11 protein-coding genes are annotated in these 11,917 nt (G+C 64.1%); 8 read left to right on the top strand and 3 right to left on the bottom strand.

The window, feature by feature from the left end:
• Nucleotides 1-261 precede the first annotated feature (261 nt).
• Nucleotides 262-1,596: an aminotransferase-like domain-containing protein gene (locus AC1RKI_RS08800; RefSeq protein ID WP_492796198.1), complete on the bottom strand. Its 1,335-nt coding sequence runs from the start codon at nt 1,594-1,596 to the stop codon at nt 262-264.
• 221 nt (nt 1,597-1,817) lie between these two features.
• Here AC1RKI_RS08800 and AC1RKI_RS08795 point away from each other — a divergent pair, with 221 nt between their 5' ends.
• On the top strand, nt 1,818-2,576 hold the full coding sequence (locus AC1RKI_RS08795; RefSeq protein WP_492795963.1) for a sulfite exporter TauE/SafE family protein: 759 nt from the start codon (nt 1,818-1,820) through the stop codon (nt 2,574-2,576).
• A gap of 76 nt (nt 2,577-2,652) precedes the next feature.
• Here the strand turns inward: AC1RKI_RS08795 and AC1RKI_RS08790 are convergent, their stop codons facing one another.
• The gene (locus tag AC1RKI_RS08790) at nt 2,653-3,591 is read right to left on the bottom strand and encodes a LysR family transcriptional regulator (protein WP_227461060.1); all 939 of its coding nucleotides are present in this window, start codon (nt 3,589-3,591) and stop codon (nt 2,653-2,655) included.
• A 122-nt stretch (nt 3,592-3,713) separates the two neighbouring features.
• On the opposite strand from AC1RKI_RS08790, the gene AC1RKI_RS08785 reads away from it, so the two are divergent.
• Together AC1RKI_RS08785 and AC1RKI_RS08780 are read left to right on the top strand one after the other, a co-directional pair.
• A complete protein-coding gene (locus AC1RKI_RS08785; RefSeq protein ID WP_492795965.1) occupies nt 3,714-4,649 on the top strand; it encodes an NmrA family NAD(P)-binding protein in 936 nt (311 codons plus the stop codon).
• Nucleotides 4,650-4,706: 57 nt separating this feature from the next.
• A complete protein-coding gene (locus tag AC1RKI_RS08780; RefSeq protein WP_492795967.1) occupies nt 4,707-4,946 on the top strand; it encodes a hypothetical protein in 240 nt (79 codons plus the stop codon).
• Nucleotides 4,947-5,182: 236 nt separating this feature from the next.
• On the opposite strand, the gene AC1RKI_RS08775 is transcribed toward AC1RKI_RS08780, so the two are convergent.
• The gene (locus AC1RKI_RS08775) at nt 5,183-5,764 is read right to left on the bottom strand and encodes a TetR/AcrR family transcriptional regulator (RefSeq protein ID WP_492795969.1); all 582 of its coding nucleotides are present in this window, start codon (nt 5,762-5,764) and stop codon (nt 5,183-5,185) included.
• A gap of 121 nt (nt 5,765-5,885) precedes the next feature.
• Here AC1RKI_RS08775 and AC1RKI_RS08770 point away from each other — a divergent pair, with 121 nt between their 5' ends.
• The 5 genes from AC1RKI_RS08770 to AC1RKI_RS08750 all read left to right on the top strand — a co-directional run bounded on the left by AC1RKI_RS08770 (nt 5,886) and on the right by AC1RKI_RS08750 (nt 11,916).
• Nucleotides 5,886-7,031 (top strand): DUF2855 family protein, encoded by a 1,146-nt coding sequence (locus tag AC1RKI_RS08770; RefSeq protein ID WP_492795971.1) that lies wholly within the window; start codon nt 5,886-5,888, stop codon nt 7,029-7,031.
• Nucleotides 7,032-7,469: 438 nt separating this feature from the next.
• Nucleotides 7,470-9,194, top strand: coding sequence for an allophanate hydrolase (gene atzF / locus AC1RKI_RS08765; RefSeq protein WP_492857527.1), 1,725 nt, complete (start codon nt 7,470-7,472; stop codon nt 9,192-9,194).
• 48 nt (nt 9,195-9,242) lie between these two features.
• A complete protein-coding gene (locus AC1RKI_RS08760) occupies nt 9,243-10,226 on the top strand; it encodes an ABC transporter substrate-binding protein (protein ID WP_061954197.1) in 984 nt (327 codons plus the stop codon).
• Between the two features lie 5 nt (nt 10,227-10,231).
• Nucleotides 10,232-11,092: an ABC transporter permease gene (locus tag AC1RKI_RS08755; RefSeq protein WP_492795975.1), complete on the top strand. Its 861-nt coding sequence runs from the start codon at nt 10,232-10,234 to the stop codon at nt 11,090-11,092.
• A gap of 2 nt (nt 11,093-11,094) precedes the next feature.
• Nucleotides 11,095-11,916 carry an ABC transporter ATP-binding protein gene (locus AC1RKI_RS08750; protein WP_061954193.1) on the top strand — a complete coding sequence of 274 codons (822 nt, stop codon included), beginning with the start codon at nt 11,095-11,097 and terminating at the stop codon, nt 11,914-11,916.
• The last annotated feature ends 1 nt before the right edge of the window (nt 11,917 follow it).

The following is an 11,917-nucleotide window of genomic DNA, read 5'->3' as shown; positions in this document are numbered from 1 at the left end:
GAGATGCCCTTGAACTGTTGCTGCCGCGAGGTATCGGTAGCGCCGTCCCCGTTGCCACTGAGACGCCGGCAGTCGCCCTCGCATTGCCGGCACTACTCTGTCATCCAACTGTTAAGCGGACATTAACCCTCAAAGAAAATTGTGTGATACCAGACACGCCGGCGCACGGTGGAAGCATTGCAGCCCCAAACAGAATGGAGCGTGATGGATGGAGAGCTATGGGCGCTGCCACGCGGACGGCCGGGCGCATCGACCATATCGCTACCGGTAGGCGTGGTCGTCCACGACTTTCGCTACCGTCCGGAGCGCGCGCCGGAGCGTCTCAAGACTGACGGACCCAAGTGCCAGGCGGATGGCGTGCGGCACCTGTTTGGTGGCGGCGTAAGGATGCGCGGTAGAGACGGAGATACGCTCTTCCAGCAAGGTCTTCGTGATCGAATCGGCACGCGCATCCTCAGGTAGCGGCAGCCAGACGAAGTATGAGGCGGGATGCCGGACAAGATCGAGATGCCCGAGCACTTCGGTCACGATGTGCTGGCGCACCGCGGCGTCGCGTCGCTTTTCCGCCTCCAGCCGCGCAACCGTTCCATCCTCGATCCAGCCACAGGCAATCGCTGTCATCGTGGTCGGCGTATGCCAGGTGGTTGCTCGGATCGTTCGCTCGAACCTGGGAATCCAGGCCTGCGGTGCGCAAACCGGGCCGACGCGCAATCCAGTGGCCACGCTCTTGGAAAGACTCGATACGTGCACCGTGATTTCCGGCGCCAACGCTGCCAGTGGCGGTGGAGCGTCGGCTGCCAGGAATGCGTATGCCGCGTCCTCTATCAGGATCAGACCATGCTGGCGGGCTATGGCCACCAGATCGCGCCGCCGGCGCGCGCTCATGACCCAGCCAAGCGGATTGTGCAGCGTCGGCATGGCATACACGGCACGCACCCGGCGTTTTCGGCACAGCCCGGCCAGTGCGTCCAGGTCCGGGCCCTTGGTGCCCGCCGGGATCGCCACCAGTTCCAGCCGGCACGCTTCGGCGGTGAGTTTGAAGCCCGGGTAGGTCAATGCGTCGACCGCGACCACATCGCCGGGCTCCAGCAACGCCATCGCCGTAACCGTCAGACCGTGCTGCGCGCCACTCACCAGCACCGTGTTGTCGGCCTTCGCGGGCAATCCGCGTCCGGCAAGATGCCGCGCCATCGTTTCGCGGTCACGCGTTCTGCCGCCATGCGGATGGTATTTCAGCAACGCTTCCAGATTGCCGGCACCGGCCAGCTCGCGCAGGGCCGTCCTCAGCAAGTCGCCTTGTCCGGGCATCGATGGATTGTTGAATCTCAGGTCAACGGTGTCATCGCTCCAAGGCTGGAGGTCGATGCCGTGTCCACGCGGCAGCACTTCCTTTACGAACGTCCCCCGCCCCGTTTCGCCGCTTACCAGCCCCATCTCGTTCAGCTCAGCGTAAACGCGCGTCGCCGTGACCAGCGCCAGTCCTTCGCGGGCGGCGAGCTCGCGGTGAGTCGGCAGCCGCGTGCCGGGACGCAAACGCCCTTCATGGATGTCGGCCGCAAACTGATCGACCAGTTGTTTGTAGCGGTGTCGAGGCATGGCGAACGGATGCAGGACATTCGTGGAAATGTCCTGATTATGAGCCGCGATCGGATGTCGCACAAAAGCATTCGTCGTCTCTGGTACGCGCTTGCTGGCCAGCACGTTCTACACGCGTCCCGCGACTTGTATCCATGACAATGATTTGATTGTATTGAAACGCCACCCTACGATGGTCTCCAATGCGTTAGCCGCAAGCCTAAGCCCTTGTTGAAGCCATCATGGAATTGAATACCACCACCATCCTCGTGACGTTCGTCGGCGTCTTTCTGATCTGCTTCATGAAGGGAGCCTTTGGCGGAGGCTTTGCGATAGTAGGTATTCCGCTGCTGTCGCTTGTGATGGACCCCGTATCGGCGGGTGGCCTGCTCGCGCCGCTGTTTATCGCGATGGATCTCTTCAGCCTGCGCTACTGGAAACCGTCGACGTGGTCCAGGCCAGATCTGCTTTTGCTGGTCCCCGGACTGGTAGTCGGAATCGGCGTCGGCTACTTACTGTTCCGCGTGCTTGACCACCGCGCCATCTCCATCGTCATGGCCGTGGTCACACTGAGCTTTGTCGGTCTGTGGCTGTTACGGGGCGCAGAGGTTGCGGTTCAGCCCCGCTCTTCGCCCAAGGCGGTGGCAGCTGGCCTGACCTCGGGAATCACCACCATGGTCGCTCATTCCGGCGGTCCCCCGTTGGCGATGTACCTGTTGCCGCTGGGCCTGAGCAAACAGGTCTACGCGGGAACCACCAGCATGTTTTTCACCGTCGGCAACATCGTCAAGGCCGTGCCATGGCTGGCGCTGGCCAAGCCCGCAGGCGCCGTGTGGACGCTGATGACAATCTGCCTTCTTGCCGTGCCGGCCGGTGTTTGGCTTGGTTGGCGTCTGCAAGGCCGACTGAATCAGCGCCAGATGTATCGGGCATGTTATGGCCTGCTGGTTTTGACCGCATTAAAGCTGCTGTGGGATGGGACCACGGGATACCTCGGTTAGCAGCAACGTGGCGGGTCGACGCAAAATCACCCAGTCATCGCCAGGGTAACTTCAGCCGCGCCGCCAGCGTATCGAGTCAAGTCGACGCGCCCGAAACCCTGCGAAAGCCCCGAGGGGCACTGGCCGCGGCGATCGCGGCGGGCACCTGCCGCCTCAGCCACGCATGCGCCGGGTCCGCGGAGTGGCGCGGATGCCAGGCCATCACCACGGTCTCGCCACGCGGCAGGAACGGCAGAGGCACCACCACGAGGCCCAGGCCGGGTGCCATCGCCCGCCCCAGTCGTTCGCTGAGGGTGGCGACGAAGTCGCCGCGCGCGGCAATCACGGGCGCGGCGCTGGCGTTTGCGACGGTGAGCACGACGCGCCGCGTCAACCCGTGCGCGGCTAGTGCCTCGTCAACGGCCGACGGCGCTCCAGGACGCCGCTGCACGTCAATGTGCAACTGTGCTGCGTAGCGGCGCGCGGTTGCAGGGCGGGCGGCGAACGGATGACCGGCCCGCACCACGGCGATCAAAGCCTGAGGGTACAACTCGACCACTTCGATTTCCGGCTCTCGCGGCCTGAACGTGCCGATGTCGAGATCGACGCGGCCGTCGCGCAGTGCTCCGTCGTCGTCTTGTGTCTCAGTCACAAAGCGCAACTGGGCGCGGGGCATCTCGATCGCCAGTGCGGCGCCGAGGGCACCGCCGAAGGCAATTGCAAAGCCGTCCGGCGCGCGCACGACGAAGCGCCTTTCAGTGCTCGCCAGGTCGTCGACGCGTGGCGGCTGGACCAGCGCCGCGGCCTGCGCAATCCACTGCGCCACCGGTTCGCGCAGCGCCAGCGCACGCGGCGTAGGCACCAGGCGCCGGCCGGCGCGCACAAGGAGCGGATCGCCGGTGAGTTCGCGCAGGCGGGCCAGCGCGTGACTGGTGGCTGGCACGCTCAGATGAAGCCGCTCGGCGGCACCGGTGACGCTGCCGGCCGCGAGCAACGCGTCAAGGGTGCGCAAGAGGTTGAGATCGTATGTTTTCATACCGTGCAATATTGGGTTCAGAACATTGCACTGGTCAAGTGGGTTCGGCAGATCCAGACTAGCCGCCATCGCACCTCACAACTCACGCGATCCCCTTCATCCCTGATCCCAAAGGAAACGTCATGCGCTCCCCTTCAACACACGATTCCCCCATCCTCGTAACCGGCGCCGCCGGTGCGGTCGGCGCCATTGGGCGCAGCGTCACCGAGATGCTGCTCGCCCGGGGCCATAAGGTGCGCGCAATGGTGCGACGCGACGACGCACGCGCGGAAGCCCTTCGCCTGCTCGGTGCCCAGGTGACCGTGGGCGACTTGACCGACCTCGCTTCGGTGCATCGCGCCATCGAGGGCTGCAAGCGCATTTACTTTGGCATGTCGGTCTCCGCTGCCTATCTCGAGGCGACTGTGAACGTTGCCGCAGTCAGCCGTCACCATGGCGTCGAGGCCATCGTGAACATGTCGCAGATGACGGTCTCGCAAATGAGCATCACCGAGACCACCGACAGCCCCCAACACAAGCTGCACTGGCTCGCCGAGCAGGCACTTGCATGGTCCGGCCTGCCGGTCGTCACGATACGCCCGACGGTGTTCCTCGAAGGCTTCTTCCAGGCGGCCGTCGCGGGGAGCGTGCGCGACGGCGATGCGCTCATCCTGCCGCTTGGCAGCGGCCGCACCGCGCCGATCTCTGCAGTGGATGTCGCGTTAGCAGTTGCTTTGGTGCTCCACGCGCCGGCCACGCATATCGGTCGCATCTATGAGCTCACGGGCCCGGAGTCGGCCGACCTGACGTACTTCGCGAGGGTCTTTTCCGAGGTGTTGGGACGCGAGATCCGCTATCGCGATGTGCCCGTCGATACCTGGATCGGACGAATGCGCGAACTCGGTCTTCCGGCCCACGTGCTATCGCATCTGGCGGCGATGGCGCGCTTGCATCAGCAAGGGCGCTACGACCGCATGACGGACGACTTCACGCGGCTGACTGGCTGCGCGCCGACAAGCATGCGCGAATTCGTACAGGCGCGCGCCGCGGAATTCACGCGGCCCGTGATGACCGCCTGAACGAAGCGCATGCATCCGGAGCGCCTCCCAGGTTTCCACGCAACCAAGGAATATCAAATGATCCGAACACGCATGCTGGTGGCGGCGGTCACAACCGTCGCTTTCGCCAATGTCGCCGCTTTCGCCAATTTCGCCACCACCGCTATCAGTCGTCCCTTGGCGACGATCAACCACCACGCTCGCCTGCCGTCGGTCGGCGCACCTCGGCCAAACGCCAATAGCGTCAGCGAGATCGCTGGCGACCCGCTGGACAACGCGCGCGAAGGCGACGGCACGATCTACGGGTATCGCGTATAAGCCTGACTTATATGGTCATACCGATGCTCCGCCATCGCGGCAAATGATGAATTCGGCGGAGGCCGCGCTGTGGGCATTCATCGACGTCGTAGTGCCAAGAATGCGGGAAAGACTTGGCGTGGCGCTTCCTGATGCGTAGGCCGATTTAACAACGGCCGACCCCGCGGAAACGACGAGGGCGAAAGCGCCGAGTCCGGCCGCGGATTCAAGCGGCGCAACGCCCCGCAATAGTCCTATCACCGCGCCCCCGCTTCCGACGCATCCGGCGCGGCGAGCGCGTGAAGGCAGATCCCAATCATGGTCTCGATCCAGGCGTCGTTGGCCGGTGGCGACTCCGGCAGCAGCAAGCGGTAACGCCTCGCGCCCCACACCGCCATCACCAGGGTTTGTACGGTCTCCGCAGTGGCCGGTGCAGGCAACTCCGGACACGCGTCGAGCGCTACCTGCCAGGCGCGACAGAATTCGTCGAATACGCGCCGGTGATGCTTGGGCTCGGCAATGCGGTCTTCGCTTTCCAGCATGGCAAGGTCGAAGTACGGCAACTGCAGGTCGGGGTCGCAGCAGGTGAGGCGTACGAGGTGGCTCACCCGCGCGCGCCAAGACAACGCCGTGGCTTCCGTCACCTCGGCGCGGATGCGGGCCAACATGGTTTCGACGATGTGACGCACGTAGCCGGACAGCAACGCGTCGCGGTTCGGGAAGTACTCGTACAGCGTGCCGACCGAATAGCCCGCTTCCAGCGCCACTGCGCGTGTGGTGGCGGCGGCCGGTCCATCGCGGCGCCAAATCCGAACAAACGCGTCGTAAATGGCCTGCACCGTGAACCTGGCGCGCGCCTGCGATGGACGTTTCAGAGGTTTGGCGCACCCTTCGGAGGGCTCGGCGTCGCCGTTGGTTTTTCCGAACCCGGTGGCGGTCCTGCGCCGATAGAGTGAAGTCATGAATTTGACGGACAGGAGACTAAAAATGACTCAGCTTACACAAGGTGCCGGCCAACGGCTTCTCACTCGCAAGAGCGCTCTCGGCGATAGCCGCGTCGAGAACATCAACGCATTGCCCGATGCCAGCCTCGCGGACGGCGAAATCGCGCTGCGCCTCAGCCGCTTCGCGCTGACCACCAACAATATCACCTACGCCGCGTTCGGCGACGCCATGCAGTATTGGGACTTTTACCCAACTGGCCAGCCGGAGTGGGGCCACATGCCAGTGTGGGGCTTTGCCGACGTGGTGGCTTCCACGGTGGAGGGGGTGAATCCGGGCGAGCGCTTCTACGGCTACTTCCCGATTGCGAGTCACGTCCGCATGCAGCCGGAGCGCGTGACTGACCGCGGTTTCTACGATGGCGCGGCGCATCGCAAACCGCTGGTGTCTGCATACAACCAGTACACCCGCGTAAGCCATGATGCCGCCTATGATCCGGCGCTCGAAAATTACCAGATGCTGTACCGGCCGCTATTCATCACGTCGTACATGCTGGCCGATTTCCTGCAGGACAACGAGTTCTTCGGTGCGCGCCGGCTGGTGTTCTCCAGTGCGTCAAGCAAGACAGCGTATGGCACGGCATTCTGCCTGCAAGACGTGCCCGGCCTCACGCTGACCGCACTAACCTCGGCCGGCAACCAGGCTTTTGTCGATAGTCTGGGCGCTTACCACGAAAGCGCTACGTATGGTGAACTGGAGAGCCTGGCGGCGGACGTGCCCACCTTATATGTGGATTTCTCCGGCGACCCAGCGCTGCGGCGCCGCATCCACGAGTACTTCGGCGTGGCGCTCGTCTACGATTGTTATGCCGGCTCCGCGCAAAACACCGACTTCCTCGAAGCGGAGGATCTACCCGGTCCCGCGCCAAAGTTCTACTTCGCGCCGGTGCAAATCCGCAAGCGCAACGCCGACTGGGGGCCGGCAGTCGTCAACGAGAGATTCAATGCCGCGCAGCGCCGATTCATCGACCACGTCCGCGAACCTTCGCGTGGGTGGCTGACGGTGGTTGAAGAGGCAGGCATGCCAGCGGCGCAGCAGCGTATCGCCGCACTGCATGCCGGCAGGTCGGACCCGCGCGAAGGGTACGTGATCCGCCTCGGCTGAACAGAGCAGATATCGACCGATGGCCGCAAGGCGCAAGGCAGGCCATCCTCGCCTACGACTACCGGACCGGGGGGCCATACCAGCGCCCCATTTCCGATTCGGAGCGCAAGGCAACAAGTCCATCACGCGTGACAACGGCGAAATGCCATAGCCGGACGGCATGCGGCCAAGCATCCGTCGCGCTTCACCCTCCCCATCGCTGGGCACGCATGCCCCACGGCACCATCGCGACGCACGCTGACGTGGGCGACGTCGGTGTTTACGCCCGGAAACCGTGCGCGGCGCGAGCGCGCATGTCGATTTGACGATTTCCCCAATTTCCCTCGCACCGCCCGCAAAGCGTTGATATGGCAGGCCGACGTCGCCATGCCGGCGTGCGATCGCCGGCTGGCCCGGGTGGTTGGCACGCCGTTTGCTGTCTTGTATCCAAGATTGGATATGAGATGGCACACCATGCCCCTGCGCACCACAACGACTGAAAACACTGAACCCGACGCCGCGTGGATCACGCGCTTCGAGGCGCCCATGACTGCTGCAACGACGCCCTCTTCCGCGCTGCTGGCGGGGCTGCGTTTCGCCGCCAAGGACAACATCGATGTCGCGGGCGTGCCCACCACGGCCGCGTGCCCGGCATTCGCCTATACCCCCGACCATAACGCGACCGTCATCGATCGGCTGCTTGCGGCCGGCGCCATGCTGACGGGAAAGACCAATCTGGACCAGTTTGCCTGCGGCCTCAATGGCACGCGCTCGCCCTATGGCGCCGTCCGCAATGCGTTCAACCCCGTCTATGTGAGCGGCGGTTCCAGTTCGGGCTCCGCGCGGGCCGTTGCAATCGGCGAAGTCGATTTCGCCCTGGGCACCGATACGGCGGGCTCGGGGCGTGTTCCGGCTGGTCTCAACAACATCGTTGGCCTGAAGCCCAGCAAGGGATTGATTTCCGCCCACGGCGTCTTTCCGGCAGCGCAAAGCGTGGACTGCGTGTCGATCCTGGCGACAACGGTGGCGACGGCGGTGCGCGTGCTAGAGGTGGCAGCGGCCCATGATCCAAAGGACCCATACTCGCGCGCCCTCGCTATGGAACGTACGCCATTTGCCGCGGCGTTTCGCTTTGGCGTGCCTGCCGATCCCGAGTTTTTCGGCGATGCACTCGCGCGCCGCGCCTTTTCGAATGCGGTAGCGGCGCTGGAAACGCTTGGCGGGCAAGCCGTCGAAATCGACTACGCACCATTGGCCGAAGCCGCGGCATTGCTCTATGACAGCGCGCTGGTCGCCGAGCGCTATGCCGCCGTGCGGGGCTTCTTCGACCGCTCCGCCGACGCCGTGATCGAGCCGGTGCGCTCGATTCTGGCCGCTGGCCGTCGCTACAGCGCGGCGGATGTCTACGATGCCCAGCACAAGCTTCAGGCGCTTGCGCAACGCGCCAGTGCGATGTGGGCGCAGATCGACGTGCTTGTGGTGCCCACGGCGCCCACGCATTGCACGATCGAAGCGATGCAGGCGGACCCCGTGGTGCGCAATCGCGAACTGGGTCACTACACCAACTTCGTCAACCTGCTCGACTACGCGGCGCTATCGGTGCCGGCAAGCATCCGTCCGGATGGCCTGCCGTTCGGTATCACGCTGATTGGCCGGGCCGGCAGTGACTGGCAGCTTGCCGATCTGGGCCAGCGGTTTCACCACGCCACAGGCCTGCCGCAAGGCGCGACCGATCGTCCATTACCTGCACCCGTTCCCATCGCGGCGCTGACGCCTTCGCCGGCGACGCACCTGCCGCTCGTGGTGGTGGGTGCGCATTTGTCCGGCATGCCGCTGAATGGCCAGTTGACTTCGCTCGGCGCCACGCTCGACTGCGCCACGGCTACCGCCGACCGGTATCGCCTGCATGCCCTGGCCGGCACCACACCACCCAAACCAGGCTTGCGCCGCGTGGGCGACGACGAAGCCGGCGTGCCGATCGAGGTCGAGGTGTGGCAGGTGCCGCTTGCCGGCGTCGGTCGGTTCCTCGCACTTGTGCCCCCGCCACTGGCGTTGGGCAGTATCGAACTGGCCGACGGGCGCTGGCTGCATGGCTTCGTCTGCGAAGGCCACGCGCTTACGCACGCGCCCGATGTCAGCGCTTTCGGCGGCTGGCGGGCCTATATGCGATCGCTGGCCAACTGATAAGACGTCCTGTCCCAATACCCATCCAAATCCGACCAGGAAACCAACATGACCCACCCGACCCGCCGTCTCGTCCTGAAAGCAGGCGCCGCCGCCATGGCCACGCTGGCCGCCCCCGCCATCGTCCGCGCGCAAGGCACGCCAAAAGTGCGCATCGGTTATTGGCCGGTGGCCTCGGGCCTGCCGTTCTTCGCTGCCGTCGAGAAGGGCTTTTTCAAGGACGCCGGCGTCGCCGTCGAGCCGATCAAGTTCGCCAGTCCGCAACAGGTCATTGAAGCCATTCTTGCCGGGCGCTGCGACGGCAGCGCCAACGGCACGGCGTCGGCCGCGCTGGCGATTGGTGATATCGCGCAACCTGGCCTATTGAAGATTTTCTGCACAAATCCCACCAACGCCAAATTCGTGCTCGATGAATTCATTGTCGCGAAGGACAGTCCCATCAAATCCGTTGCCGAATTGAAGGGCAAGCGCGTGGCGTGCGGTCCCGGCGTGCAGAACGTGGTGTTGGCCAAAACCATGCTTGAACGCGCGGGCGCGGGCAAGATCAGCGTCACCGAGTTGCCGATCGGCCAGCATGTGGCGGCACTGGCCGCCGGCCAGATCGACGGCGTCTATTCGCTGGAGCCGACCGGCACCATCGGCCGGCTCAACGGCACCACACGCACACTGGAAGCTGGCGTAGTGGCGCGCTATATCCTTGGCGACGCCATGGCGCCGTGGCACGGCGGATCGGCCAGCCTGACGACTGAATTCCTTGCCAAGCACAAGGATGTGGCCAAGACCTACATGACCGCCTACAAGCGCGGCGTAGACCTGGTCCGCCAGAATCCGAACGACGCCCGTCCGCACCTCAAGGGATACACCGCGATCGAGGGCCAACTGACGGCCGAGGTGCCCATGTCCAACTACCTGTTCTTCGACGAGTTCAAGCCGGCCGACGCAGCGTACTTCCAGAAGTTCTATGACCTGTTCACCGAGAAGGGCATCTTCTCGCGCAAGGTCGACGTCAATACCCTGCTCTACAAGGCCTGACCATCATGTCCGAGCTATCCAACACCGCGCCGGTGCAAAACACCGCGTCGGCCACCGGCGCTGGCGCCCAGCCATGGGCGCCGCCGGCATCGCACGACGCCGCACCGCGGGCCTCCGTGGGAGAACGCTTCCTTCCCGCGATCGGCCCCCTCGCACTATTCATCATCTGGGATCTGGTAGTGCGCTTTCACCTGGTGAAGCCGATCCTTCTTCCCAGCCCCGCCGATACGATCACGGCGCTGCTATCGGGCCTGGCCGGTGGCGCACTGCTAGCGGATTTCGCGGTCACGGTGTCCCGCACCTTGCAGGCATTTGCCATCGCGGCCGCCATCGGCATGCCGCTGGGCGTGCTGTTGGGCAGCAACGAACGGGCCTATCGAAGCGTCGAATTCCTGATCGACTTCTTCCGTTCCACGCCCTCGTCGGCGCTGATCCCGCTGTTCCTGCTGATCTTTGGCGTCACCGATATCAACAAGGTAGCCATCGCAGCGTTTGGCGCGCTGCTGATCGTGGTGTTCAACAGTGCGTACGGCGTCATGAATGCGCGCAAGCAGCGCGTAATGGCCGCGCGCGTAATGGGCGCGTCGCGCTGGCGCATCTTCCGCGACGTGCTGGTGTGGGAAAGCCTGCAGCCGAGCTTTGTCGGCCTGCGCTCTGCCGTGTCGATGGCGCTTGTCATTGTCATCGTGGCCGAAATGTTCATCGGCTCGGAAAACGGCCTGGGCCACGCCATCATCGACGCCCAGCAAGTATTGAACGTCAAGACGATGTACGCGGCCATCCTGGCAGCCGGCGCACTTGGCTACCTGCTGAACATCGCGTTTCTGATGCTGGAGCGCCGCATCATCCATTGGAGTGGAAGGTAATCATGAGCACAGTCCTGTCCCCCGCACGCCATGCCGACGTCCCCGCCGCGCCTTTTCGCCCCGGGCCGCCCGGCACGCACATCACCATTCGCGGCCTGACCAAATATTTCGCGGGCTGGCCCCTTTACGAGAACTTCGACCTCGATATCCCCAAGGGCAAGATCGTCTCGGTGTTTGGACCAAACGGCTGCGGCAAAAGCACGTTGATCAACATGATCGCCGGGCTGATCCCGATCGACCGCGGCGAAATACTGTTCGACGGCAAGTCGCTGAAGGACACACGCATCGGGTACGTATTCCAGAACTACCGCGAGGCACTGTTTCCTTGGATGCGCACCATCGACAACATTGCCTATCCGCTACTGCTCGCCGGCCAAAGCAAGGCGGAAGTGGACAGGCGGATGGCTGAACTGGTGGCGTCATTCGACGTGAAGTTCGATCTGAACCGCTACCCCTACGAGCTCTCGGGCGGCCAGCAGCAAACCGCATCGATCATGCGCGCCCTGGCGCCGCGTCCGGAGGTGCTCTTTCTGGACGAGCCGTTCTCGGCGCTCGATTTCGAGATGACGCTCTTTATTCGCGAAAAACTCCAGGAAGTCTTCATGCAGACCGGCACCACGATGTTGCTGGTTTCGCACGATCTGGAGGAGGCGGTGTATCTGGCCGACAAGATCCTGCTGCTTACCAAGCGCCCCACGCGCGTGGCCGAGATACTCGACTACGACGAAGCGCGGCCGCGCACCGTGGAGACGCTCTCGCAGCCCAGCTTCGTGGACGCCAAGCGCCAGAGTCTCGAAATCTTCCAACGCGAGGTCCGGCGCTGAA

Source organism: Cupriavidus sp. GW822-FHT06G04 (genome assembly GCF_058799075.1).
This window is presented reverse-complemented; position numbering and strand designations above follow the sequence as displayed.